The organism is Agrobacterium sp. CNPSo 2736, assembly GCF_004005385.1.
Classification (GTDB): Bacteria; Pseudomonadota; Alphaproteobacteria; order Rhizobiales; family Rhizobiaceae; genus Agrobacterium; species Agrobacterium leguminum.
Genome location: NZ_RZTX01000001.1, coordinates 767128 through 791764, shown reverse-complemented (window position 1 = coordinate 791764; position 24637 = coordinate 767128). Strand labels below are relative to the sequence as shown.

Genomic DNA, 24637 nt, shown 5'->3' with positions numbered 1-24637 from the left:
ACGGCATATGAAACACACTGGCGGCAGCCTGCCAATGTATATGCAGATCGCGGAAATGCTGGTGCGCGAAGTGGCGGCGGGCCGGCTGATCGACGGCGAAAAACTGGCGCCGGAGCGCGATATGGCGGCCGATCTCGGCATTGCCGTCGGCACGCTTCGCAAGTCACTCGCCGAATTGCAGGAACGCGGCCTGCTGGAGCGCGTGCAGGGTTCGGGCAATTACATTCGCGCCGTCAGCGATCCGCAAAGCGTTTACGCGTTCTTCCGGCTTGAACTGATCGAGGGCGGCGGCCTGCCGACGGCGGAGGTTCTGGATGTGGCGCGCCTTGCCAAGCCCGCCGACCTGCCCGCCTTCGGCACATCGACCGAAGGACACAGGATTCGTCGCCTGCGGCGCATTGCCGGCAAACCGGCGGCCATCGAAGAAATCTGGCTGGACGGCTCTTACGTCGATACCATCGCCATCGAGAACATGTCGGAATCTCTCTATCTCTATTACCGCACCCGCCTCAACCTCTGGATATCGAAGGCGGAGGATCGCATCGATCTCGGCGAAGTACCGGAATGGACACCCGAGGTATTCGGGCAGAAATCAGGCGCGCTGGTGCCGCGGGTGTTGCGTCTCAGCCAGGCGCAGGATGGTGCAGTGGCCGAAGTTTCATGGACCTGGTTCGATCATACCGTTGCGCGATACGTTTCACGCATACGTTGAGACCGCGCAAAATTCGCGTGATCCAGATGGATGGAGAAATTTGACGGGAGGCAAGCAAGCAGCGGCCTGCCCTACAGGCTGCTTTGCGACTATATTTCTTTAAATCAATGACTTAATAGTTTTTGATTTCTGTCAGAAATAAAATTGATACACTATTGATTTCCTTTTTTTGAAAGGTAATATCACGTCCTCAGGGAGACAGGCGTTTCGCCATCCCACGATATCGCCAGACAATCGGGATCGATTTTCAACGATGCGATGCGTGGAACTTGAAGGTTGATACCGGCAATGGCGTCCATCCGAATTCTGGACGCGCCGGTCGTGAGGAGGAAAATATGGCTTCGGTCAGCCTGCGCAAGCTGGACAAGAGTTACGGTGCGCTTCGCATCGTCAAGGGCATAGACCTTGAAATCAACGATGGCGAATTCGTCGTGTTCGTCGGCCCTTCCGGCTGCGGCAAATCGACGACGCTGCGCATGGTCGCGGGGCTTGAAAGCATTACCGGCGGCGAGGTGAAGATCGGCGACCGCGTCGTCAACCGGCTGCCGCCGCGTGAGCGTGACATCGCCATGGTGTTTCAGGATTATGCGCTTTATCCGCACAAGACCGTGCGTGAAAACATGGGTTTCAGCCTGAAGGTGCGCGGTGTCAGCGCATCGCAGGCCAATGCCAGCATCGACGAGGCGGCGAAGATGCTTGGCATCGAGCACCTTCTCGACCGGCGGCCCGGCCAGCTTTCCGGCGGCCAGCGCCAGCGTGTGGCCATGGGCCGCGCCATCGTGCGCCGCCCGCAGGTGTTTCTGTTCGATGAGCCACTTTCCAACCTCGACGCCAAGCTGCGCGGACAGGTGCGCACGGAAATCAAGCGGCTGCACCAGCAGCTCGGCACGACCATCATCTACGTTACCCATGATCAGGTGGAGGCCATGACGCTGGCAGACCGCATCGTTATCCTGCGTGGCGGCGATATCGAGCAGGTCGGCACGCCGGACGAGGTCTATAACCGTCCGGAAAGCGTCTTCGTCGGCGGTTTCGTCGGCGCTCCGGCGATGAATTTCGCCCGCGCCAAGGTGAGCGGCGACCGGCTGGCATTTTCGGACGGCAATTCCCTGCCGATGGCAGCCATCCGGCCGTCCCGCGAAACGGGGCTCGAAGGGCGTGAAGTCATCGTCGGCATTCGTCCGGAACATTTCGGCCCCGCCGAGGGCTTCGACACGCAGCTTGCGGTCAAGGTGCAGGTGGTGGAGCCGCTGGGCTCGGACACGCTCGTCCATTTCAGCCTTGGCGATGCGGCGCTGACCGCACGCATGCCGCCGCATCTGCGGCCAGCGCCGAATGAGGAACTGAAGATCGGCGTCGATCCGTCCAAGGTCCATCTTTTCGACGCCGCGACGGAGCGCTCGATTCACTGATCGCCGGGCGAAAAACGCTGCGGCCAGGGTTTAATAACGGGAGGAACACATGACATTCAAAGCTATCGAGGGCAAAGCTATCGGGGGCAAAGCTGTCGGGGGCAAAGCCCTCATGGGTGCAGCGCTCTGCGCGACCATGCTCGCCTTTTCGGGACAGGCCTTTGCCGACGCCGAACTGAAAATCTTCGTTTCCAGCCAGCATCAGCCGGACGTCTGGCGCAAGGCGCTCGATCAATATGAGGCGAAGACGCCGGGCGTGAAGGTTGTCATCGAGACAGGCGGCAATACCTCGGAAATGCAGGCGCAATATCTCAACACCGTGATGTCGGCGAAGGATTCCAGCCTCGACGTGCTGATGCTCGACGTTATCCGCCCCGCGCAATTCGCCACCGCCGGCTGGACCAGCGATTTCTCCGGCAAGGACATGTCCGCCTATCTGCCGACCTATGCCGAAGCCAACACCGTGGACGGCAAGATCGTGGCATTGCCCGCCTTCGCCGACTCCATGTTCCTTTATTACCGCAAGGACCTGCTGGACAAATATGGCATTCAGCCGCCAACCACCTGGGACGAGCTGAAGGAAGCATCCAAGAAGGTGATGGAGGGTGAAAAGAACCCCGAGCTTCAGGGCCTGTCCTTCCAGGGCAAGGCGATCGAAGGCGCGGTCTGCACCTTCCTCCTGCCCTATTGGAGCGAAGGCAAGTCGCTGGTCGAAAACGGCAAGCTGAACTTCGATAATCAGGCAGCCGTGGATTCGCTGAAGCTCTGGAAGAGCTTTGTCGATGAAGGCATTTCCAAGAAGAATATTTCCGAAGTCGCGACCGACGACACCCGCAAGGAATTCCAGGCCGGCAAGGTTCTCTTCGCCGTCAACTGGTCCTACGCCTGGACGCATTTCCAGGGCAAGGAATCGCAGGTGAACGACAAGGTTGGCGTCGCCCGCCTGCCGGCCGTCAAGGGCGGCGAGCAGACAACCTGCCTCGGCGGCTGGGAATTCGGCGTTTCCGCCTATTCCAAGCAGCAGGATGAAGCCAAGAAGCTGGTGGAATATCTCTCCGGTCAGGATGTGTCGAAGTTCATGGCCATCAACGCCACGCTGCTGCCGACCTATGCCGCGCTTTACAAGGATGCCGACGTGACCAAGGCAATCCCGTGGTTCGCCGATGCCCTGCCCGTGGTTGAAACCGCCAAGGCCCGTCCCGTGACGCCGCGTTACAACGAGGTCAGCGAGACGATCCGCACCACCGTCAACGGCGTACTTGCCGGCGTCATGACGCCGGAGGACGGCGCAAAGCAGATGGAAAGCCGTCTGCGGCGCGTGTTGCGCTAAGCTTCAAGGCCGGAAAGCGGCGTGGTTTCATGCCCTTTCCGGCTGCTTCGACGGACAGGAATAAACGCGCCCGGGCGGTGCGATAAACGGGCCGGATATGAACCGGTCCGATCGGGAGACGATGACGTGAATCCAGTTGCGGGAGTGGCAGGTGTGACAATGCCGGAAAGAACCATGGTCCGGGTGGACGAAAAGCAGCTGCCGCGCTGGACGCGGTGGCTCGATCTCGGCGACCGGTCGCTTGCCGTGCTTCTGCTGGCGCCTGCTGCCATTCTTCTGTCGCTGATCATCGTCTATCCGGTGGCGCGGCTTGTTTATACCTCGTTTTTCAGCCTGTCGCTGACATCGGGCCTGCCGGCGGAATTCATCGGCTTTGAAAACTACACGGCGATGTTCGATGACCCGATCTTCTGGGAAACGACCTGGAACACGGTTCTGATAACGCTGATTACCGTGCCCGGCGCGCTGTTCATGGGCCTTGGCCTCGCGCTGCTCGCCAACCTGCCCTTTTCCATGCAATGGCCGATGCGCCTGTCGCTGCTCATCCCTTGGGCGCTGCCGCTCTCCTTTGCCGGCCTGATCTTTGCGTGGTTCTTCCATTACGAGTATGGCGTGGTCAATGATGTGCTGAACCGGCTGGGCTTTGAAGGCGTCATCTGGTTCAACTCCCCCAACTGGGCGTTTGCGGCCATCTGCCTGACCATCATCTGGAAGACATCCTCTTTCATGGCGCTGATGATCCTTGCCGGCCTGCAGACCATTCCGCGCTCGCTCTACGAGGCGGCGGATGTGGATGGCGCCGGTAAAATCCGGCAGTTCTTCGAAATCACCCTGCCGCTTCTCAAGCCCTCGATCGTCGTCGCCCTCATCTTCCGCACGATCACAGCGCTTCAGACCTTTGATATTCCTTATATGATGACCGGCGGCGGCCCCGGCACATCCACCACGACGCTTGCCATGTACATTCACCAGAACACCGTTTCCTTCCTCGATCTCGGCTACGGTTCGGCGCTCGCTGTCATGATGTTTGCGCTCTCCATGTGCGTCACCGCCGTTTATCTCCGCATCATCAGGACGAAGGACTGATCCCATGAGCACCGTTGCAAATTCCGGTCTGTCCTCGTTCTTCTCCGGCAAGCCTCTGCGCTTCATCGCGGCCTCCATCCTTCTGGTCAACGGCCTGTTTCCGGCAATCTGGATCCTCTTCACCTCGCTGAAGACGGAAGCGGAACTGACGGCGAAGCCGATCACCTGGTTTCCGCACGCGCCGACGCTGGCCAACTACATGCAGGCCTTTTCCGATCAGCCGCTGCACCTCTTCCTGTTCAACAGCTTCATGGTGGCGCTGCTTTCGACCGCACTCACCATCCTGATTTCGGTGCTGGCGGCTTACGCGCTGGCGCGGCTCAACCTCAAATACCGGGCGCTGATCCTCTCGCTCATCATCGCCGTTTCCACCTTCCCGCTGGTGACGCTGCTGGTGCCTCTGTTCGAAATCATGCGTGCCTTGAACCTGCTCAACAGCTGGACGGCGCTAATCCTGCCCTACACGGTGCTTTCACTGCCGGTCTGCACGCTTATGCTGGTCTCCTTCTTCGAAAGCATTCCTCGCGATCTCGAAAACGCCGCCATGATCGATGGCTGCACCCGCATCGGCGCGCTGTTCAAGGTGGTGGTGCCGCTCTGCGCACCGGGCGTCTTCACCGCCGGCATTCTCGCCTTCGTTAATGCCTGGGATGAATTCCTGCTGGCGCTTTCCTTCAATTCCAATCCGACCCTCCGCACCCTGCCCGTCGGCATCCAGCTTTATCAGGGTGAATTCGCCTTCCCCTGGCCGGTCATTTCGGCGGCGCTTGTGGTGGGTATCGTGCCGGTCGCCATCCTGATCGTCATCTTCCAGGAGCGGGTCGTCTCCGGCCTCACCGCCGGCGGTCTCAAGGGCTAAAAGGTAAAGTCATGCATTTCGAAACGACCAAAGACGGCTTCGCGCTCACGATCGGCAACCGCATCATACTTTCCCATTCTCCCCAAAACCCGGCCTTCTTCGCCGGTTTCGGCAAGGAGCGAATGGACATGTATCGCGGCAATTTCGATATCGAAGACTATGTCATTGAGCGAACCGCCCTGCGCCACGCCGAGGTCAACGGCGACAGCATCACGCTCTCATCCGCGCCGGGACAGGCACCGCGCCTTCGCCTGACACTCGACGGCAACGCGATGCGGCTAACGGCGCTGGATGACACCGTCAACCGCCTCTGGCTGCGCGTCGTTGCGGAAACGGATGAGCATGTCTGGGGCGGCGGCGAACAGATGTCCTATTTCGACATGCGCGGCCGGCGTTTCCCGCTCTGGACTTCCGAGCCGGGGGTCGGCCGCGACAAGACCACCGAAATCACCTTCAAGTCCGATGTTAGCGGCAAGGCGGGCGGTGATTATTACAATACCAACTATCCGCAGCCGACTTACCTGTCGTCGCGCAGATACGCCCTCCATGTGGAGACAAGCGCCTATTCGGTCTTCGATTTCCGCAACGGCGATTTCCATGAGATCGAAATCTGGGCCATTCCCGAAAAGATCGAATTCTTCGCCGGCGATCATTTTGCCGATATCGTTTCCGCCCTGTCGCTGCGGTTCGGACGTCAGCCAGAACTGCCGGAATGGATCTATGGCGGCGCGATCATCGGGTTAAAGGATGGCGTCAACTCCTTCGCCAGACTGGAGAAAATCCGCGCTGCCGGAACGAAGGTGTCCGGCCTCTGGTGCGAAGACTGGGTGGGTCTTCGCCAGACGTCATTCGGCGCGCGCCTGTTCTGGGACTGGCAGGCGAATGATATGCGTTATCCGCATCTGCGTCAGAAGATCGCCGAGCTTGCCGATCAGGGCATCCGCTTCCTGGGTTATGTAAACCCCTATCTCTGCGTCGATGGTCCGCTTTTCCCGGTTGCCGAAAAAGCCGGTTATTTCGCCACCGACGCCGAGGGCAAGACGGCGCTGGTGGATTTCGGCGAGTTCGATTGCGGCGTGGTCGATTTCACCAATCCGGCCGCCGCCGACTGGTTTGCCGAGGAGATCATCGGCAGGAACATGCTCGATTTCGGCCTCTCCGGCTGGATGGCCGATTTCGGCGAATATCTACCGATCGACATCACGCTTTCCAATGGTGTCGACGCCAAGCTGATGCACAATGCCTGGCCAACGCTCTGGGCCGAGGTGAACGCCAAAGCCGTCGAAAGCCGCGGCAAGACCGGCGAAGCGCTGTTCTTCATGCGCGCCGGCTTCACCGGCGTGCAGGCCCATTGCCCCCTCATCTGGGGCGGCGACCAATCGGTTGACTTCTCCCGTCACGATGGCCTGGTCACCGTCATCTGCGGGGCGCTCTCCTCCGGCCTCATGGGCAATGCCTATCACCATTCCGATATTGGCGGTTACACCAGCCTGTTCGGCAATGTCAGAACCGCAGAGCTCATCATGCGCTGGACGGAAATGGCCGCCTTCACGCCGGTCATGCGTACCCATGAGGGCAACCGGCCGCGCGACAATCTCCAGATCGATCAGGATGAGGCGGTTCTTGCCCATTTCGCCCGCATGACATCCATCTATGTCGCACTTGCCCCCTATCTGAAATCGCTCTCGGCGGAAGCGGCCAGGACGGGTCTGCCGGTGCAGCGTCCGCTCTTCCTGCACTACGAGAATGACCGGCAGACCTATGCCATTCAGGACTGCTATCTCTACGGGGCGGACATGCTTGTCGCACCCGTCTGGAAAGCAGGTGAAACACAACGCTCGCTCTATCTTCCGGGCGATGGTGAATGGGTGCACCTGTGGAGCGGCACGCATTATCCCGGCGGACAGGACGTCACCGTCGAAGCGCCGCTCGGCGAGCCGGCGGTGTTCTATCGTGCCGATAGCAGCCATCGTTCGCTGTTTGAACAGCTTCGCACCATTGTTTGAACTAGTGGGTTCGTCGCTGCCATCACCCAGTCAGTCGGGGTGATGTGATGGCCTTTTTGAAAAGGGCGGTCATCGCATCACTGATGCCCTGCGACGGGCTGACTTCGAAGAACAGGCCCGGCGAAGCGCATTGCTGCATGCGTGCGCCGATTTCCGGCTGAAAGGGTTTGATCCAGCTATTATACCAGTCATTGGTCGGCAGCGGCAGATAGGTGGTATAAAGCACGGCGATCCGAAAACCCTTCTCCTTCAGCTTCGTGCAATATTTGATATCGATCGGCTCCTGACAGCGGCCGCTGGTGGTTTTTTTGGTGCAGGCGGATGGCTTGTAGCTATCGCCGACACCGTCCGAAACGAAGAAGATGATCTTTTCGGGGCTGGCTGAACTTGCACCGGTGCCCGAACTGCCGATCCTGTCGCCAATCTGGGTCAGTGCCCGGTCGAAATCGGTCTGCTGGTCGTTGTTGAACCCCTGCTTGGGGATCGACATCAGGTCGACTTCAGCGGCTTTTTTCTTCGCGATCGCCAGATCAGATGTCAACGACACGACTTCGAGCAGCTTCGTATCTTCCGCTTTCTCTCCGAAGGAGTAAACCGCCATACGATATTGATTGCTGCTTTTGCGCATGGACTTTGCGGTATCCATCAGGCTTGCCGTGGCCTGCGCCACCACATTGATGCGCGTTGTGACCCCGAGGCTTTTGGCCTTGTAGTAATAGCTGTTCTTATCCACCACCCCGTCTTTCACGATGTGACAGGCGAAAGCACATTTGTCGCTCGTATTCGCAACCATGGTGGCAACGTCGGTTGGCGTCGCGCCAACGCCCATCGAGGGGGTGTTATCCAGAAGGACATAGAAGTCGCTGAATGTTTCCGTCTCGTATTTGGCGGTCGCCTTGCCCGAAACGGTGATGAGATCCTCTCCGAGTATCCGTGAAAGCGTCGTGCCGACGGATGCCGTGAAATTGACCGAGGATTCGATGGCATTACCCTGCTTGATCACCGACACGTCAAGAGACAGGAGCTTGTAGTCGGGATTGGCCCGCTCATTGCTTTCAAAGAATGCGGAGGCTTCATCAGTGCCAAGCGAAATGACACCGTCGCCCGACATTTCCTTTGCCTTGTGAACGCTCGATGACGTATCGGCGACCACCGCAAGCGCCGCGGCATCCGCCGCCATCTGCAGGTCCGATTTGACGGCCATGCCACGCGTTATATCAAGGGCCACGCCGGCCGCCCCAATCAACGGCACCATCAACAGGGCGCTGAGAATGCCGAAATTTCCCGATTTATCCTGCCAGATGTTCTTCAAATTCGCCCCCGGAACTTTTCCCCGGAGCGAAAGTTAGCCGAACAATATTGAAAGGCAGTTTCAAGAGATAACTAATTTTCGATAAATCTAATTTCCTCAATAACTAATACGCCAATGGGAGGTGCGCACCAGCGCGAGGCCGTTCGGGCATTCAAGATCGCGCCTGACGACGGATCGCTGGTGGGACGTTGACATTTATGAAACTTGACCTACAAAACAAACTCTTCCGAGGGGAGCACCGAACGGTGCTGAGATGGCGATGAGCCGGACCCTTGAACCTGATCCGGGTCATGCCGGCGTAGGAACGGAACTGTCGCGCTAGTAGGCGCTGCCCTTTCTCTTCTCCGCTTTGCCTGATCTCCGAGATTGTCACATCTGGAGACGAATGATGATGCTGAAACCTTCCGCCCTTCGCACACGGTGCGTCTGCGTCTGAGGTCCGGCTCATGCGTGCCACCCATGCGCTGAACGGTGTCGGTCTTCTGCTGGTCTTCTGGCAGGCGGGAACGTGGCTGTTTTCGCCGCCCCGCTATATCCTGCCGTCGCCCGCCGATGTTGCCGGCGCTTTCTGGCGTCAGCCCGGCTTCCTGTTCGGGCAGGCACTGGTAACGCTCGGTGAAATGGCGCTCGGGCTCGCGGCAGGCATCGCCGCCGGTATTCTCGTCGCTTTCACGATTGCCGCCATCCCGCGCCTCGGCCGCCTCGTCTGGCCCATGGTTCTGGTGTTGCAGGCCTTTCCGGTCTTCGTGCTCGCCCCCATCCTCGTCCTCTGGTTCGGTTTCGGCATGGCTTCGAAAGTGGTCATGACGGCGATCATCATCTTCTTCCCCGTTGCCTCCGCTTTCACGGACGGCCTCAACCGCACGGATCGCGCCATCCTCGACGCCGCCTCGCTGACTGAGGCGAGCCACTGGCAGATCCTCACCCGGTTGCGCGTGCCGCTGGCGTTGCCCTCGCTCATTTCCGGTCTCAGGGTTGCCGCGCCGCTCGCCCCACTCGGCGCCGTCATCGGCGAATGGGTGGGCGCATCGGCCGGGCTCGGGTTTGTGATGATCCAGTCCAATGCCCGCATGCAGACCGACACCATGTTTGCCGCCATGGCCATTCTCGCCGTCATGGCGGTGCTGCTGCGGCTCATCGTCGACCGGGCGACCGCCAATCTGGCCCCCTGGGCCAAGGAAACAGAACACACCATTCCTTTCAGATCTTTACGGAGACTTTCGGCACCATGAAACGAACTCTTCTTTCCCTCGTCGTCGCGGCAGCAAGCGTACTTTCACCCATGCAATCGCATGCGGCAGACAAGCTGACCGTGTTGCTCGAGTGGTTCGTGAACCCCGATCATGCGCCGATGGTAATCGCGAAAGAACGCGGCCTGTTTGCCGAGGCCGGGCTCGAAGTGGAACTGGTTCCGCCCGCAGACCCCTCCGCCGTGCCGCGTCTCGTCTCGGCCAAACAGGCCGATATCGGCGTGCACTACCAACCGAACCTCTACCTCGATCACGATGCCGGCCTGCCGCTCGTGCGTTTCGGCACGCTGGTCGAGACCCCGCTCAACACTGTCACCGTTCTGGCCGATGGTCCGATCAAAAGCCTGAAGGACCTTAAAGGCAAGAAGGTCGGCTTTTCCGTTTCCGGCTTCGAGGATGCGATGCTGAAGCGCATGCTGGAAAAGGACGGTCTGACGAAGGATGATATCGAACTCATCAACGTCAATTTCTCGCTCTCGCCGTCGCTGATCGCCGGCAAGGTGGATGCCACGCTGGGCGGCTTCCGCAATTTCGAGCTGACGCAGATGAAGCTGGAGGGACATGAAGGCCGCTCTTTCTTCCCGGAGGAACACGGCGTGCCGGCCTATGACGAGCTGATCTTCGTCACGCACCGCGATCTCGCAAAAGACAACCGCCTGCCGCGTTTCCTCTCCGCCGTGGAACAGGCCGCGATCTTCATCACCAATAATCCGCAGGAATCCTGGCAGCTTTTCATCAAGGCCTATCCGAACCTTGACGATGCGCTGAACAAGCAGGCCTTCTTCGATACGCTGCCGCGTTTCGCCAAGCGCCCGGCCGCACTTGATCGCACCCGCTATGCCCGTTTTGGCGCTTTCATGCGGGAGATGCAGCTGATCAAGCAGGCGCCGGCGGCGGACGACATCGCCGTGGAGCTGCAGCAGCCATGACGACGACTTTTCCGACAGCGGCAAAGGCCGCCGAGATTCTGGAGCGCGTGCGGCAGACGCGCCCGCGCGTGCATTGCCTGATGAACACCGTGGTGCAGAAATTCACCGCAGACGGCATCACCGTCGTCGGCGGCATTCCCTCCATGACCACCTCGCTCGAGGAGATCGAGAGTTTTGTCACCAAGGCGGATGCGCTGACCGTCAATCTCGGCACGCTGGATGCCGAGCGGCGAAAGGTCATCCGGCTGGCGATCGAAATCGCCAATGCATCCGGCAAGCCGTGGATCGTCGACCCCGTGCATTGCGATTATTCGCCGTCACGGCTGGAATTCACGCGCGAACTAATCGCCCTTTCCCCCACCATCGTGCGCGGCAATCGCGCCGAAATGAGCCTGATCGGCGATGTGCCGGATGCTGTCCGGATTGAGACCGGGCCGGTCGATCATCTGCGCGATGCCGCCCGCAGCATCAGGATCGTCAACGGTCATCCGTGGATGGCGAAGGTGACGGGAACAGGGTGCCTTTCGGGCGGCGTCATCGCCGCCTTCATGGCAGTGGAAAAGGACGCCCTGACTGCGGCGGCCTCCGCCCTTGCCGTCACCGGCGTTTCCGCCGAACTCGCAGCAAAACACGCCAGAGGCCCCGGCACCTTCGAACCGGCGTTTCTGGATGCGCTTTCCGAAATTTCCGGCGAGGACATCACAAATCACGCGAGGATAGAGCATGAACAAGGTTGATTACCGCCTCAACGCGCTGGTTGATGCGAGCCTCAGTGACGTTGCGCCGCTGCAGGAGCTTGCTCTGGCGGCCGCACTGAACGGCGCGACCATTCTGCAATATCGCGACAAGCACGGCTCGACGCGCGAGATGATCGAAAACGCCCGCGCCATTCACGAGGCCATCGCCGGCACCGGCGTGCCGCTGGTCATCAACGATCGGGTGGATGTGGCGCTCGCCTCGGGCGCGGATGGGGTGCATCTCGGCGCCGACGACATGGACGCTAAAACCGCAAGGCGTATTCTCGGCGAAAAGGCGATCATCGGCCTCACCGTCAAGCACCGCCCCGATGCCGAACGGGCAGCCTCGATGCCCGTCGACTACGCCTGCATCGGCGGCGTGTTCGAAACCGTTTCCAAGGTCAATCCGGACAAGCCGGTCGGTATCGACGGTTTTGCCACGCTGCGCGCCCTGCTGAAGGAGTGGAAACCGGATATGCCGGTCGGCGCTATCGCCGGCATCGATCTTGCCCGCGTGCCACCCGTCATTGCCGCCGGCGCGGATGGTGTGGCGGTCATTTCCGCCATTTTCCGCGCGGGCGATATTGCCAGCGCGACCAAGGACTTCCGCTCCAGGATTGACGCGGCGCTGAAAGCGAGACAGCCATGACAGCCATTGCATTGACCATTGCCGGCTCCGACAGCGGCGGCGGCGCGGGTATTCAGGCGGATATCAAGACCTTCTCCGCGCTCGGCGCCTATGCCGCCAGCGTCATCACCGCCATAACCGCCCAGAACACCAAGGGCGTGACGGCGGTGGAGGATATTTCGGTCGCCACCATCGTCGCGCAGATGGATGCGGTATTCTCCGATCTCGCCGTCAATGCGGTGAAGATCGGCATGGTCTCGCGGATCGAAACCATCGCCGCGATCGCGGAACGGCTTCGGCGGCAATCGCAGCCGGTGGTGCTGGACCCGGTCATGGTCGCGACCTCCGGCGACCGTTTGCTGCATGAAGACGCCATCGAGACATTGCGGCGCGACTTGCTGCCGCTCGCGACCATCGTTACGCCGAACCTGCCGGAAGCGGCGCTGCTGACCGGGACTTCGATGGCGAAGACGGAGACGGAGATCGCCCGCCAGGCTGAGTTGATCCTGAAAGCGGGAGCGAAAGCCGTGCTTATCAAGGGCGGCCATGACGATGGGCCTGAGAGCACAGATTACCTGTTTGCGGATGGCGCCACGCAGGCGCTCTCCGCGCCGAGGGTCGAGACGAAAAACGACCACGGCACCGGCTGCACATTGGCGGCGGCGATTACCGCTCATCTGGCGAGGGGTCGTGAGTTGCGGGAGGCGGTTGGGCTTGCGAAGGAGTATCTGAATGGGGCACTCGATGCCGGGCGGGGCCTTGCCATCGGGCATGGGCGGGGGCCGGTGCATCATTTTTATCGGTGGTGGGGTTAGCGATGAGAGGGCGGAGTTTGGGGTTTACCCCCCCCCTCTGTCCTGCCGGACATCTCCCCCTCAAGGGGGGAGATCGACAAGTGGCCCGCTCACCTCATTCCAGTAAGCCAGGCTATTGATAGTGAGACGGTTGCGAGGGAACGAGCGGTCGCCCCATCTGATCTCCCCCCTTGAGGGGGAGATGTCCGGCAGGACAGAGGGGGGTCCCCGCGAACTCCGACGCTACCGCGCCTTCGGCGTCGCCAACACATTCCGGATCGCAAAACTCGAATGAATGCGCGAAACCCCCGGCAGCTTAGACAGAATTTCCTTGTGAATCCGCTCGAAGTCGCCAGCACTTTCCGCCTCGCAGCGCAGAAAATAATCCGAACCGCCCGTCATCAGATAACATTCGCGGATCTCCGGATAGCGCCGCACCGCATTTTCAAAACGGTTGAGAAAATCCTCCGTCTGCCGATCCAGCGTGATCTGCACGATAACCGAAATCACCTCGCCGCCGGCAAGGCCGCTGGTCAGCGCCGTATATCCGCGGATAATCCCTTCCCGCTCGAGAATATCGACCCGGCGAAGGCACGCGGATGCGGAAAGCCCGACTTCTGCTGCGAGTTTCGCATTGCTGATGCGGGCATTGAGCCGAAGCAGGCGGATGATGTGGCGGTCGGTCGCATCGAGTGACGACATAGAAGATTCCAATCAGCAAAAGAAAATTGCGCCATTGTGAACTCTATCGCATTTTCTTCGAACAATCGCCAAGAAATTCGACAATCGTTGCAATATCCTCATGGGATAAAAATGAGGGTGAACGACCATGGACATGCAGATCAGCCGCCAGCAGGCCGCCGGTGGTGCAAGCGGTCATCTGACCATCGATCTCGGCGCATTGCGCGACAATTATCTGACCCTTGCGGCCATGGCGCCCGCGTCGCAGACGGCATCGGTCGTCAAGGCCGATGCATACGGTCTCGGCGCGGATATCGTCTCGCAGGTCCTGTTCGACGCGGGTTGCCGCAATTTCTTCGTCGCCCATATCGATGAAGCGCTAGCGTTGCGACTGCGGCTTTCGGCAGAAGCGCGGATCTTTGTTCTCAACGGTCTTCAGCCCGGCAACGAGACCTCCTGCGCTGCCATGGCCGTTACCCCGGTTCTGAATTCGCTGGAGCAGATTGCCCAATGGTCGGCCCACGCCAAAAAGCTTGGCAAGGCGCTCACCGCCGCCGTGCAGATCGATACCGGCATGTGCCGTCTCGGCCTCTCCCCCGAAGAACTCGAAATCCTCGCCTCCCGGCCGCAATTGCTGGATGGCATCGACATCGCCTTCGTCATGAGCCACCTCGCCTGCGCCGATGAACCGGAGCATGCCTCCAATGCCGCGCAGCTTGCGGTGATGCGCAAAGCCGCCATTGCCTTTTCTGAAGCGCCGGTCTGCTTTTCGAATTCCGGCGGCATCTTTCTGGGCAATGATTACCACAACCACCTGCTGCGCCCCGGCATCGCGCTTTATGGCGGCGCGCCCTCCGTCGCACGCCCCAACCCTATGAAGCCGGTCGTTCGCCTCGATCTCGCCGTCATCCAGACCCGCACTGTGCCCGCCCGTTCGCTGGTCGGTTACGGCGGCTCCTTCGAAGCGGCCGGGCCCACGCGTCTGGCAACCATCGCCGCCGGTTACGCTGACGGCCTGCCGCGTTCGCTCAGCAATCGCGGCGCAGCGTGGTATAACGGCGTGCGCCTGCCGATTGCGGGACGCGTTTCGATGGACAGCATCATTCTCGACATATCCGCCCTGCCCGAGGGAACATTGACCCAGGGCAGCCTTGTGCAGATGATCGGGCCTGAGCAGACGCTGGAAGACATCGCCGAGGATGCGGACACGATCGCCTATGAAATCCTGACCGGCCTCGGACGCCGCTATCGACGCCTTTATATTCAGCCGGGAGAAACCCCGGCAGCCGCTTCAACATCAGTCAATCACAAGTGAGACGATCATGAACGTCACTATCCTCGGAGCCGGCGTCGTCGGCGTGACATCCGCCTGGTATCTGGCCAAAGCCGGGCACAAGGTGACGGTGATCGACCGCCAGCCGGCCGCGGCACTGGAAACCAGCTTCGCCAATGCGGGTGAAGTTTCCCCCGGCTATTCGTCGCCATGGGCTGCGCCCGGCATTCCGGTCAAGGCGATGAAATGGCTGTTCATGAAACACGCGCCGCTGATCATCCGCCCGACGGCCGATCCGGCCGCATGGCGCTGGATGAGCCAGATGCTGCGCAACTGCACCTCGGCGCGTTACGCCATCAACAAGAGCCGCATGGTGCGCGTTGCCGAATATAGCCGCGATTGCCTGATGGCGCTTCGTGAAGAAACCGGCATCGAATATGACCAGCGCATGCAGGGCACGCTGGAGGTATTCCGCACCCAGAAGCAGTTCGATGCCATCGGCAAGGATGTCGACGTGCTGACGGCAGGCGGCGTGCCTTTCGAGATTCTCGACCGCGACGGCTGCGCCGCCATCGAACCCGGTCTTTCTCCTTCGAAGGAGAAGATCGTCGGCGGCCTGCGCCTGCCGGGCGATGAAACCGGCGATTGCTTCATGTTCACCAGCGAACTTGCCCGTATGGCGGAAGAGGCGGGCGTCACCTTCCTCTACGATACCGGCATCATGCGCCCCATCGTCGAGGCAGGGCGCGTCAAGGCTGTGGAGACCACCCGCGGGCTGGTGGAGGCCGATATTTTCGTGGCGGCACTGGGCAGCTATTCGCCGCAGTTCGTGCGCCAGCTTGGCCTTACCCTGCCGGTTTACCCGGTCAAGGGTTACTCCATCACGGTTCCGATCGTGAAAGAGGAGCGCGCACCCGTTTCCACGGTCATGGACGAAACGTTCAAGGTGGCGATTACCCGGCTCGGCTCACGCATTCGCGCCGGCGGCATGGCGGAAATCGCCGGTTTCAGCAAGGATTTGCCGGCCGCTCGCCAGGAAACGCTGGCCCACTCTGTGGAAGACCTGTTCGGCGGCGCGGGCGACCAGACCCAGGCGAAATTCTGGTGCGGCCTGCGCCCGATGACGCCGGATGGCACGCCTGTCATCGGCGCCACGCGCTACAGCAATCTATATCTCAACACCGGCCACGGCACGCTTGGCTGGACGATGTCCTGCGGCTCCGCCCGGGTGCTCGCCGATCTCATCAGCGGCAACAAGCCGGAGATCGACACGCACGATCTGGCGATCAGCCGTTACGCCGCCTGACACGTAACCCGCCATCCCCGTCCCACAAGACGGGATGGCGGTCGATCAAAGCGCCAGAGCATCCTTCAGCGCCAGACCTTCCATCATGCGCAGATCAAGATCGGCCTCGATGTGGTCGAGGTGCTGCAACATCAGCGCACGCGCCTTTGCCGTATCTTTCGCCTCAAGCGCGTCCAGGAGATCGGCGTGATCATTATGGCCACAGCTTGAAACACCCGAGCGCCCGTAAAGCGCAATGACCAGCGACGAGCGGGCGACCAGCTCGTCCATGAATTTTTCCAGAATGGCATTGCCGGCAAGCGAGGCCAGCATCAGGTGGAAATCGCCCGATGCCTTGATTTCCGCGCGTCTGGCACTCGGGCCGCGCTCATGCTGGTGGCGGCTTTCCTGCACCAGATGCTCACGCAGCCGCTTCACCGCCGCAGGCGTGATTTTTTCGATTGCGGCATCCACGACGCCGGGTTCGATCAACCGGCGCGAAGCGAACACCTGCCGCGCTTCATCCGGTGTGGGATTGGAAACGAAGGCGCCCCGGTTGCGTTCGGCCTTCACCAATCCCTCATAGGCCAGCATCTGAAGTGCGGCGCGCACCACCGTGCGGCTGACATCGAACAGCGTTCCCACTTCCGATTCCGACAGTTTGGTTCCCGGCGCCAGCCGCCGGTCGACAATGGCGTCACGCAGCGTATCGCGAATGGCCTGGGCACGGTCTTCATGCGAGGTGTCGGAATTGACGGTTATCTGGGAAAGGCTCATCGGTGCGTCCTGTTTGTTCTTGAGTTCTAGCGCGAAGTGCGTCGCGCGCAAACAGGAATTGCGGGTCGCCGCCGGTCTGCCACAATTCATTCAGCGCCCGTTCAGCAGCCCGGCTGTATTTCCTTAACCATCGAATTTGCAACTGGCAGCGCCCTGCCACCTGTATGGAAGAACACACCATGTCGTCCTTTGCAGCTAAAACAGTTCTGACAATCGCTGTCGCCGCCGCCGCCATTGTTCCCTTGAGCAGCGCATCCGCCGGCGACTGGGACCGCCGCGACCGTCGCGATGCTGCCATTCTGGGTGGCGTGCTCGGCCTTGCCGCCGGTGTCGCCGTCGGCTCCGCAATGTCGCGTCCGGCACCAGCCTACGATGAGCGCGTTTATGTCGACGAGCCGAGCTATGTTTATGAAGAGCCGGATTACCGTTATTACCGCGCAGCACCGCAGCCGGTTTACCGCCCGGCACCGGTCTATCGTGCCCAGCCGGTTTACGACAGCCGCCCGGTCTACAACCAGCGCCGTACCTATCGCACCATCGAGCCCTGGACCAACGCCTGGTACGATTATTGCTCGCAGCGTTACCGCAGCTTCAACACCCGCACCGGCACCTATACGGATTATGACGGCCAGCGTCATTTCTGCGTCGCGGGTTGATCGGGAAGACCTTCAACACGGTTATTACCGTTATTGTCAGGCCGCGGACGGAAACGTCCGCGGCTTTTCCATGCGCGCTCCGCGCCAACTCACGCCGTGCCGCTCTTCACATAATCCGCCCGGTTGATGCCGTGGCGCTGCAGCTTGTCGTAAAAGGTCTTGCGGGCGATGCCGAGCGTGGCGATGGTTTCCGCCACGTCGCCATTCGATTGTTCCAGCGTTTCGCGGATGATGCGCGCCTCGATCTCGTCCATGCGCTCCGGCAAGGTGCCGGAGGCGGGGATTGTGGATTGTAACGCAGGCGCGGTCGCCGCCTCCGTTTCCAGCCCCAGCACCACCCTTTCGGCAAAATGCCCGAGTTCGCGCACATTGCCCGGCCAGTCGTGGTCATTGAGGCGGCGGGAAATGCCGGCGCTGATCTGCGGCACCGCCATGTTGAAACGGTTGGCGGCCTTGGTGACGAAATGGGAAAACAAGAGCGGAATATCCGCCTTGCGTTCGCGCAGCGGCGGAATGGACAGCGTCACCACATTCAGCCGGTAGTAGAGGTCCTCGCGAAACGTGCCGCGTTCGGCCGGATCTCCAAGATCGACCTTGGCCGCCGCGACCACGCGAATATCGACAGGCCGCTCCTCATTCGACCCGAGCGGAGAGACCTCGCGCATTTCCAGCACACGCAGCATCTTCACCTGCACCGCAAGCGGCATGCTTTCGATCTCGTCCAGAAACAGCGTGCCGCCGCTCGAATGTTCGATGCGGCCAACGCGTTTTTTCTGTGCGCCGGTGAAAGCCCCCGGCTCATGGCCGAAAAGCTCGCTTTCAATCACCGTTTCCGGCAACGCCCCGCAATTCAAAGCCACGAAATTGCCCTTTGAGCGCTTCTTGCTCCAGCGGTGAAGGGCCGTCGCCACCACCTCCTTGCCGCTGCCCGTCTCGCCCGCCACCAGCACATCCACATCCGTATCGGCAATGTGCCGCAGCGTGGTGCGCAGGCGCTCCATGGCGGGCGTCTGGCCGATCAGCGGTAAATCATCCTCAGCCTGTCCCGCTGCCCGGCGAAGCGCCCGGTTTTCCAGCACGAGGCGGCGTTTTTCCAGCGCCCGGCGGGCGCTTTCCACCATGCGTTCAGCGGGAAACGGCTTGGCGATGAAATCATAAGCTCCATTGTGAAGCGCATCGACCGCCATCGGCACATCGCCATGGCCGGTGATGAGAATGACCGGCAGATCGGCATCGATCTTGCGAACATGGTCGAAAAATTCGAGCCCGGTCATGCCGGGCATACGTACATCGGTGATGACGACGCCGTCGAAATCCTCGTTCAGGGCCGCCAGCGCCTGCTCGGCACGGGAAAAGGAGGTGACCGGCAATCCATCGAGTTCCAGCGTCTGCACCATCGCCTTGCGCAGCTGGGAGTCGTCGTCCACAAGGATTATGGTTCCATCCGCCGTCATGTCATGCTCGCTTCAGAAATACGGAAAAACATGTGCCCGCCTTGCTGCTCGCCACCTCGATGCGCCCGCCATAGTCCGAGGCAATATCGTTGGAGATGACGAGACCGAGGCCGAGGCCGCTTTCCTTGGACGTATTGAAGGGCGAAAAAAGCTGGGCGCGGATGGATTCGGGAATGCCCGTGCCATTGTCGCTGACGGAAAGCACGACCATGTCGCCTTCCTCGCGCACACGAACTTCGACACGGGCTGCCCCAGTCTCTTCAGTGGCTTCCAGCGCGTTTTGCAGAAGATTGATGAGAATTTGCTCGAGCCGGATACGGCTGCCGAGCACTTTCAGGTCCTGATCCGGCAGCGCGATATCCAGCGCATCCATCTGCCCGGAAAAACGGCTGCGCAACAGCATGACCGCACCTTCGATAACCAGTCGAACACTGACAGGCTCGGCGGCGGTGCGACCCTTGCGCGCCAATATCTTCAGGTCGCCGGTAATCGTGCCGATGCGCTCGGTCAGTGCTGCGATGTTTTCGAGATTTTCGTTGGCCTCGGACATGCGGTCGCGCTTCAGCAACGTGCGGGCATTGTCGGCAAAGGCGCGGATGGTCGCGACCGGCTGGTTGATCTCATGCGCCACACCCGCCGCCACCTGCCCCAGAATGGAAAGGCGGTTGGCCTGCACCAGTTCGTGCTGGACATTGCGCAACTCGCCCGAGGTCTTTTCATGCAGGGCAATTTCGGCCTGTAGATGGTCGCGGGTCTTCGTCAGGTCGCGGGTCCGCTCCTGCACCTTCATTTCCAGCTCGGCGCGGGCACTCTGCTCCTCTTCCTTTTCCTTGAGCGCCTTGTGCCTGCGCCAGAGCCACAGGGCCGAAAGCGCCATCAGCGGCATCAGCGTCGCCAGCGCCACCACCCTGCCCTCGCGGATGGCGGCGTTCAGTGCCGGCGCGACGGGTTGGAGATAATGCAGCGTCCATGAAGTGGTCGGCACCGGCACTTCCAGCCGCAGATAATCGCCGCGCTCCCTCCCCGGCTCATCGACATGAATGAGCGGAACACCCTCACTCGCGCGCCGCGCCGCGCGAAATGGCAGCGTTGAAAGCGCCTCATTGCCGAATTGCAGGCTTTCGGAAATGATTTTCCGCCGCGCCTCATCGATCGGCGCGACGGTCTTGAAGCGCCATTCCGGTACGCTGGTCATCAGCACGACGCCGTTTCTGTCGACCACATAGACCGGCTTGCCGCCAATGTTCCAGTCTGTCTCCAGCCGGTTGAACTCGACCTTGGCAATGACGACGCCAAGCGGTCGCCCATCGGCGGCGTCGATGCGGCGAGAGATATAGAGACCCGGCCGACGGCTGACATTGCCGAGAGCATAATGTTCGGACATGCCGGTCTTCATCGCCGCCTGGAAATATTCGCGGAAAGCATAATTGGAGCCGACAAAGCTGTCGTCCTGCCGCCAGTTGCTCGACGCGATGGTCAATCCGGTCGGCCCGGTCACATAAATCACTGAGGATTGTGTGCCTTCAATCAGCCCCTCCAGCTTGCGGTTCAACCGGTCGAGGGCAGGAGCACCGCCGCCATCCAGCGCGGCGGCAAGATCGGGATCTCCGGAGAGGACAAGCGGAATGGCGCGCGGCCGCTCCAGCGCGACATTCAGGAGCGCGATCTTCAATTCGGCATCCGTGGCGGCCTCGGAACCGGCCATGCGCAGCGCCTGATTGCGAGCGAACTCATCGGCCACCAGCAGAACACCAAGACTGACGAGCAGCCACAGGCCCGCCAGCGCCAGCCATTGCGCCCGCCGCTTCGCATGGGAATGAGATGCCTGATCCTGATAATTCATACGGTAATTGTGCGGATTTACACACAGACCGCAAGAGATTTTGTCCGGAATTCCGCACAAATACAGGTCGACCGATAAAGCGCCAATAAAAACTACTTTTGAAATCAGCCAGTTACGCCAAATAAGCAAGTCTGGCATGCGTATTGCACATGACTCCGCAATCGGCGCGAAGCCGTCAACGTCACGGCGATCCCGGGAGGCCAATAAAGGCAGGGTGAGGCCGAGGAGGAAAAAACATGATCGATACGACAGCCGTGGCCGCAGGCCACGCCAAGCAGCCATTCTACAAGCACCTGTATTTCCAGGTTCTGGTGGCCATCATCGCCGGTATCGCGCTCGGCCATTTCTATCCGGCCTTCGGCGAACAGCTGAAGCCGCTCGGCGACGGCTTCATCCGCCTCGTCAAGATGATCATCGCGCCCGTCATCTTCCTCACCGTCGCAACCGGCATCGCCGGCATGAACGACATGAAGAAGGTGGGTCGCGTGGCCGGCAAGGCCATGATCTACTTCCTCGTATTCTCCACGCTCGCGCTCATCGTTGGCCTCATCGTCGCCAACACCGTGCAGCCGGGCGCCGGCATGAACATCGATCCCGCCACGCTGGATGCAAAGGCTGTCGCGACCTACGCCGACAAGGCCCATGAGCAGACCATCACCGGCTTCCTGATGAACATCATCCCGACCACCATCGTCGGTGCTTTCGCCAGCGGCGATATCCTGCAGGTGCTGTTCTTCTCGGTTCTGTTCGGTATCGCGCTCGGCATCGTCGGCGAAAAGGGCAAGCCGGTCACCGATTTCATGCACGCCCTGATGTATCCGATCTTCAAGCTGGTCGCGATCCTGATGAAGGCCGCCCCCATCGGTGCTTTCGGCGCCATGGCGTTTACCATCGGCAAATACGGCATCTCGTCCGTCACCAACCTCGCGATGCTGATCGGCACCTTCTACATCACCTCCTTCCTGTTCGTGTTCGTGGTTCTTGGTGCGGTATGCCGTTACAACGGCTTCTCCATCGTCGCGCTCATCCGCTACATCAAGGAAGAACTGCTTCTGGTTCTCGGCACGTCGTCTTCCGAAGCCGCCCTTCCCGGCCTGATGAGCAAGATGGAAAAGGCTGGCTGCAAGCGTTCGGTCGTCGGCCTCGTCATCCCCACCGGTTATTCCTTCAACCTTGACGGCACCAACATCTACATGACGCTGGCGGCCCTCTTCATCGCGCAGGCGACCGGTATCCACCTCTCCTTCGGCGAACAGATTCTGCTGCTGCTGGTGGCCATGCTCTCCTCCAAGGGTGCCGCGGGCATCACCGGTGCGGGCTTCATCACGCTCGCGGCCACCCTCTCCGTTGTGCCTTCGGTTCCGGTTGCCGGCATGGCGCTGATCCTTGGCATCGACCGCTTCATGTCGGAATGCCGTGCACTCACCAACTTCGTCGGCAATGCAGTCGCCACCATCGTCGTCGCCCGCTGGGAAGGCGAACTGGATCAGGATCAGCTTGCCCGCGTGCTGAGCGGCCAGGAAGAGTTCACCGGCATCGCCGATGTGGATCAGCTTCCGGCTTCGGTTCAGCCCGCCGAATAATAAGACCTCCCAAGGTCCGGCCTGTCCCGGTTTCTCCGGGCAGGCACATATGGAAAGCCCGGCGCATCGACTGGATGCGCCGGGCTTTCATTGTTCAGGCTCGCACCCACTAAACGGGGTTTTTATCGGCCGGAAGATGCGGTAGAGCCGAAGCGGAACAAATGCGATAAGCGGAGTGGCGGCATGAAGAACCTGTTTCTGGCCTGGCAATTCTGGGCGCTGCTATCGGCGGCCTTTGCGGCTTTGACCGCCATCTTTGCGAAGGTCGGCGTCGAAAATATCAATTCCGATTTCGCCACTCTCATCCGCACCGTCGTCATTCTCGCCGCCGCCGGCCTGATGGTTTACATCACCGGCAACTGGCAGCAGCCTTCCACCATCTCGGGTAAAACCTGGCTGTTCCTCGTGCTTTCGGGACTGGCCACCGGCGCATCGTGGATATGTTATTTCCGGGCGCTTAAACTCGGAGACGCCGCCCGCGTCGCGCCCATCGACAAGTTGAGCGTCGTGTTTGTCGCCGTCTTTGCGGTGCTGTTTCTGGGGGAAAGGCTGTCTTTGCCCAACTGGCTCGGCGTGGTGCTGATCGCCTGCGGCGCGGTACTTGTGGCCTATCGGGGATAGGCCGGCCGGATAACCGGCCGGCACAATCGCTGGAGCTATTCAGCCTCGGGCAGCCGCAACCTTATCGAGACCACGCTTCACACCGGCAAACAGCTCGTCCAGCTGTTCGGCCGTAATGATGAGCGGCGGGCAAAAGCAGATGGATTCGCCGATAGGCCGGGTGATGACACCCTCCTCCTCGATGGCGGCGGCAAGGGCGAGCGTCGTATCGCCCGGCTTCATGCCCTCCCACGGTTTCACCTCCAGCGCGCCGATCAGGCCGATACCGCGCGAGGAATGAATGAGCGGATGATCGGCCAACGCCTTCAGATGATCGAGAAACTTGCCTTCCAGCCGGGCGACGTTACCGACCAGATCGCGCTCCTGAATGATCTTCAGGTTTTCCAGCCCCACAGCCGTCGCGACGGGATGGCCGGAGGCGGTGTAACCATGGCCGAAGGAGCCGATACGGTCGGATTCATCGGCAATCGGCTGGTAGAAACTGTCATTCATGATGATAGCCGAAAGCGGCATATAGGACGACGAAATCTGCTTGGAGACGACAAGCACATCCGGCTTGATGCCATAGGTCTCGCAGGCGAACATCTTGCCGGTTCGGCCGAAACCGCAGATCACCTCATCCACCACAAGCAAAATATCGTATTTCTTCAGGATCGCCTGTACGCCAGCCCAATAACCTTCCGGCGGCAAAAGAACGCCGCCGGCGCCCATTACCGGCTCGCCCCAGAAAGCGGCAATGGTTTCCGGGCCTTCGCGAAGAATCAAATCCTCCAGCTCTTTCAGGATACGCGCGGTGAAATCCGCCTCGCTTTCCCCTTCCTTTCCGAAATGCACATAGGAGGGGCAGGCCGTATGCAACATGCGGTCCAGCGGCAGGTCGAAGCTTTCATGGTTACGCGGCAGGCCGGTGATTGAGGCCGAGGCAATCGTCACGCCATGATACCCCTTGATGCGGCCGATGATCTTCTTCTTGTCTCGTCTGCCCAGCGCGTTCGAGCGATACCAGACCATCTTGGCGACAAGATCGTTAGCCTCGGAGCCGGAGGAGGTGAAATGCACCTTGGACATCGGCACCGGTGAAAGCTCGATCAGCAGCTCTGCGAGATCGACCGACGAACCGTGCGTCTTGTAGGAAAAGGTGTGGTAATAGGGCAGCTTCTGCATCTGCTTCGTCGCCGCTTCCACCAGCCGCTGTTCACCGAAGCCGAGCGCCACCGACCACAGCCCCGCCATCGCCTCAATATAGCGCTTGCCGCTGCTGTCGGTGACATAGATGCCTTCGCCACTCTCGATCACCAGACCGCCGGTCTTTTCGAATTTGCGCAGATTGACGTTCGGATGCATCTGATAGGCGATATCGCGTGCCTCGACGGAGTTCGGCAGGATGGTCATCGATGAAGGCTCCATTT

The 24637-nt window shown here is 60.5% G+C and carries 22 protein-coding genes and 1 riboswitch; of the genes, 16 read left to right on the top strand and 6 right to left on the bottom strand.

Features of this window, described 5'->3' with window-relative positions:
* Positions 1-7: 7 nt before the first annotated feature.
* The 6 genes from EM858_RS03605 to EM858_RS03580 all read left to right on the top strand — a co-directional run bounded on the left by EM858_RS03605 (position 8) and on the right by EM858_RS03580 (position 7405).
* Positions 8-712, top strand: a complete 705-nt coding sequence (locus EM858_RS03605) for a GntR family transcriptional regulator (protein WP_065655620.1) — start codon at positions 8-10, stop codon at positions 710-712.
* A gap of 335 nt (positions 713-1047) precedes the next feature.
* On the top strand, positions 1048-2124 hold the full coding sequence (gene ugpC / locus EM858_RS03600) for a sn-glycerol-3-phosphate ABC transporter ATP-binding protein UgpC (RefSeq protein WP_080819122.1): 1077 nt from the start codon (positions 1048-1050) through the stop codon (positions 2122-2124).
* Between the two features lie 49 nt (positions 2125-2173).
* A complete protein-coding gene (locus EM858_RS03595; RefSeq protein ID WP_127755834.1) occupies positions 2174-3454 on the top strand; it encodes an ABC transporter substrate-binding protein in 1281 nt (426 codons plus the stop codon).
* Positions 3455-3628: 174 nt separating this feature from the next.
* Positions 3629-4540 carry a sugar ABC transporter permease gene (locus tag EM858_RS03590; RefSeq protein ID WP_003519885.1) on the top strand — a complete coding sequence of 304 codons (912 nt, stop codon included), beginning with the start codon at positions 3629-3631 and terminating at the stop codon, positions 4538-4540.
* A 4-nt stretch (positions 4541-4544) separates the two neighbouring features.
* Positions 4545-5399 (top strand): carbohydrate ABC transporter permease, encoded by an 855-nt coding sequence (locus EM858_RS03585; protein ID WP_127755833.1) that lies wholly within the window; start codon positions 4545-4547, stop codon positions 5397-5399.
* An 11-nt stretch (positions 5400-5410) separates the two neighbouring features.
* On the top strand, positions 5411-7405 hold the full coding sequence (locus tag EM858_RS03580; RefSeq protein ID WP_127755832.1) for an alpha-glucosidase: 1995 nt from the start codon (positions 5411-5413) through the stop codon (positions 7403-7405).
* Positions 7406-7427: 22 nt separating this feature from the next.
* Here the strand turns inward: EM858_RS03580 and EM858_RS03575 are convergent, their stop codons facing one another.
* A complete protein-coding gene (locus EM858_RS03575) occupies positions 7428-8717 on the bottom strand; it encodes a pilus assembly protein TadG-related protein (protein ID WP_065117629.1) in 1290 nt (429 codons plus the stop codon).
* Positions 8718-8936: 219 nt separating this feature from the next.
* Positions 8937-9039, top strand: a riboswitch (TPP riboswitch).
* Positions 9040-9163: 124 nt separating this feature from the next.
* On the opposite strand from EM858_RS03575, the gene EM858_RS03570 reads away from it, so the two are divergent.
* The 5 genes from EM858_RS03570 to thiD are packed head-to-tail and all read left to right on the top strand — an operon-like array spanning position 9164 to position 13076.
* Positions 9164-9949: an ABC transporter permease gene (locus EM858_RS03570; protein ID WP_080819125.1), complete on the top strand. Its 786-nt coding sequence runs from the start codon at positions 9164-9166 to the stop codon at positions 9947-9949.
* Positions 9946-10896, top strand: a complete 951-nt coding sequence (locus EM858_RS03565; protein WP_164865291.1) for an ABC transporter substrate-binding protein — start codon at positions 9946-9948, stop codon at positions 10894-10896. Before EM858_RS03570 ends, EM858_RS03565 begins: the two co-directional genes overlap by 4 nt.
* Positions 10893-11633, top strand: a complete 741-nt coding sequence (locus EM858_RS03560; protein WP_127755831.1) for a hydroxyethylthiazole kinase — start codon at positions 10893-10895, stop codon at positions 11631-11633. The genes EM858_RS03565 and EM858_RS03560 overlap by 4 nt, the downstream gene beginning before the upstream one ends.
* A complete protein-coding gene (gene thiE / locus EM858_RS03555) occupies positions 11620-12282 on the top strand; it encodes a thiamine phosphate synthase (RefSeq protein WP_127755830.1) in 663 nt (220 codons plus the stop codon). Before EM858_RS03560 ends, thiE begins: the two co-directional genes overlap by 14 nt.
* Positions 12279-13076 (top strand): bifunctional hydroxymethylpyrimidine kinase/phosphomethylpyrimidine kinase, encoded by a 798-nt coding sequence (gene thiD, locus EM858_RS03550; RefSeq protein ID WP_127755829.1) that lies wholly within the window; start codon positions 12279-12281, stop codon positions 13074-13076. Before thiE ends, thiD begins: the two co-directional genes overlap by 4 nt.
* Before the next feature lie 222 nt (positions 13077-13298).
* Here thiD and EM858_RS03540 read toward each other — a convergent pair whose 3' ends face one another.
* Entirely contained in the window at positions 13299-13757 is a 459-nt protein-coding gene (locus tag EM858_RS03540; RefSeq protein WP_003500727.1) for an Lrp/AsnC family transcriptional regulator, read from the bottom strand.
* A 127-nt stretch (positions 13758-13884) separates the two neighbouring features.
* Between EM858_RS03540 and alr the strand changes: the two genes are divergently transcribed.
* Together alr and EM858_RS03530 are read left to right on the top strand one after the other, a co-directional pair.
* The gene (gene alr / locus EM858_RS03535; protein WP_080819129.1) at positions 13885-15051 is read left to right on the top strand and encodes an alanine racemase; all 1167 of its coding nucleotides are present in this window, start codon (positions 13885-13887) and stop codon (positions 15049-15051) included.
* Between the two features lie 7 nt (positions 15052-15058).
* Positions 15059-16315, top strand: a complete 1257-nt coding sequence (locus EM858_RS03530) for a D-amino acid dehydrogenase (protein ID WP_127755828.1) — start codon at positions 15059-15061, stop codon at positions 16313-16315.
* Positions 16316-16360: 45 nt separating this feature from the next.
* Here EM858_RS03530 and EM858_RS03525 read toward each other — a convergent pair whose 3' ends face one another.
* Entirely contained in the window at positions 16361-17071 is a 711-nt protein-coding gene (locus tag EM858_RS03525; RefSeq protein ID WP_003519916.1) for a GntR family transcriptional regulator, read from the bottom strand.
* A 179-nt stretch (positions 17072-17250) separates the two neighbouring features.
* Here EM858_RS03525 and EM858_RS03520 point away from each other — a divergent pair, with 179 nt between their 5' ends.
* Positions 17251-17727 carry a BA14K family protein gene (locus tag EM858_RS03520; RefSeq protein WP_127755827.1) on the top strand — a complete coding sequence of 159 codons (477 nt, stop codon included), beginning with the start codon at positions 17251-17253 and terminating at the stop codon, positions 17725-17727.
* An 89-nt stretch (positions 17728-17816) separates the two neighbouring features.
* Here the strand turns inward: EM858_RS03520 and EM858_RS03515 are convergent, their stop codons facing one another.
* A complete protein-coding gene (locus tag EM858_RS03515; RefSeq protein ID WP_127755826.1) occupies positions 17817-19181 on the bottom strand; it encodes a sigma-54 dependent transcriptional regulator in 1365 nt (454 codons plus the stop codon).
* Position 19182: 1 nt separating this feature from the next.
* A complete protein-coding gene (locus tag EM858_RS03510; protein ID WP_127755825.1) occupies positions 19183-21024 on the bottom strand; it encodes a sensor histidine kinase in 1842 nt (613 codons plus the stop codon).
* Positions 21025-21260: 236 nt separating this feature from the next.
* On the opposite strand from EM858_RS03510, the gene EM858_RS03505 reads away from it, so the two are divergent.
* Positions 21261-22607 (top strand): dicarboxylate/amino acid:cation symporter, encoded by a 1347-nt coding sequence (locus tag EM858_RS03505; protein ID WP_127755824.1) that lies wholly within the window; start codon positions 21261-21263, stop codon positions 22605-22607.
* A gap of 183 nt (positions 22608-22790) precedes the next feature.
* Positions 22791-23228, top strand: coding sequence for an EamA family transporter (locus tag EM858_RS03500; protein WP_127755823.1), 438 nt, complete (start codon positions 22791-22793; stop codon positions 23226-23228).
* 39 nt (positions 23229-23267) lie between these two features.
* Here the strand turns inward: EM858_RS03500 and EM858_RS03495 are convergent, their stop codons facing one another.
* Entirely contained in the window at positions 23268-24620 is a 1353-nt protein-coding gene (locus EM858_RS03495; protein ID WP_127755822.1) for an aspartate aminotransferase family protein, read from the bottom strand.
* Between the last annotated feature and the right edge of the window lie 17 nt (positions 24621-24637).

Bases quoted from the DNA above. Each gene is read 5' to 3' on its own strand.
- EM858_RS03510 (WP_127755825.1), bottom strand. From the start codon at position 21,024: ATGAATTATCAGGATCAGGCATCTCATTCCCATGCGAAGCGGCGGGCG.
- EM858_RS03525 (WP_003519916.1), bottom strand. From the start codon at position 17,071: ATGAGCCTTTCCCAGATAACCGTCAATTCCGACACCTCGCATGAAGAC.
- EM858_RS03495 (WP_127755822.1), bottom strand. From the start codon at position 24,620: ATGACCATCCTGCCGAACTCCGTCGAGGCACGCGATATCGCCTATCAG.
- EM858_RS03560 (WP_127755831.1), top strand. From the start codon at position 10,893: ATGACGACGACTTTTCCGACAGCGGCAAAGGCCGCCGAGATTCTGGAG.
- EM858_RS03590 (WP_003519885.1), top strand. From the start codon at position 3,629: ATGGTCCGGGTGGACGAAAAGCAGCTGCCGCGCTGGACGCGGTGGCTC.
- EM858_RS03515 (WP_127755826.1), bottom strand. From the start codon at position 19,181: ATGACGGCGGATGGAACCATAATCCTTGTGGACGACGACTCCCAGCTG.
- EM858_RS03585 (WP_127755833.1), top strand. From the start codon at position 4,545: ATGAGCACCGTTGCAAATTCCGGTCTGTCCTCGTTCTTCTCCGGCAAG.
- EM858_RS03540 (WP_003500727.1), bottom strand. From the start codon at position 13,757: ATGTCGTCACTCGATGCGACCGACCGCCACATCATCCGCCTGCTTCGG.
- EM858_RS03605 (WP_065655620.1), top strand. From the start codon at position 8: ATGAAACACACTGGCGGCAGCCTGCCAATGTATATGCAGATCGCGGAA.
- EM858_RS03505 (WP_127755824.1), top strand. From the start codon at position 21,261: ATGATCGATACGACAGCCGTGGCCGCAGGCCACGCCAAGCAGCCATTC.
- thiD (WP_127755829.1), top strand. From the start codon at position 12,279: ATGACAGCCATTGCATTGACCATTGCCGGCTCCGACAGCGGCGGCGGC.
- EM858_RS03565 (WP_164865291.1), top strand. From the start codon at position 9,946: ATGAAACGAACTCTTCTTTCCCTCGTCGTCGCGGCAGCAAGCGTACTT.
- thiE (WP_127755830.1), top strand. From the start codon at position 11,620: ATGAACAAGGTTGATTACCGCCTCAACGCGCTGGTTGATGCGAGCCTC.
- alr (WP_080819129.1), top strand. From the start codon at position 13,885: ATGGACATGCAGATCAGCCGCCAGCAGGCCGCCGGTGGTGCAAGCGGT.
- EM858_RS03500 (WP_127755823.1), top strand. From the start codon at position 22,791: ATGAAGAACCTGTTTCTGGCCTGGCAATTCTGGGCGCTGCTATCGGCG.
- EM858_RS03570 (WP_080819125.1), top strand. From the start codon at position 9,164: ATGCGTGCCACCCATGCGCTGAACGGTGTCGGTCTTCTGCTGGTCTTC.
- EM858_RS03580 (WP_127755832.1), top strand. From the start codon at position 5,411: ATGCATTTCGAAACGACCAAAGACGGCTTCGCGCTCACGATCGGCAAC.
- EM858_RS03595 (WP_127755834.1), top strand. From the start codon at position 2,174: ATGACATTCAAAGCTATCGAGGGCAAAGCTATCGGGGGCAAAGCTGTC.
- EM858_RS03520 (WP_127755827.1), top strand. From the start codon at position 17,251: ATGTCGTCCTTTGCAGCTAAAACAGTTCTGACAATCGCTGTCGCCGCC.
- ugpC (WP_080819122.1), top strand. From the start codon at position 1,048: ATGGCTTCGGTCAGCCTGCGCAAGCTGGACAAGAGTTACGGTGCGCTT.
- EM858_RS03530 (WP_127755828.1), top strand. From the start codon at position 15,059: ATGAACGTCACTATCCTCGGAGCCGGCGTCGTCGGCGTGACATCCGCC.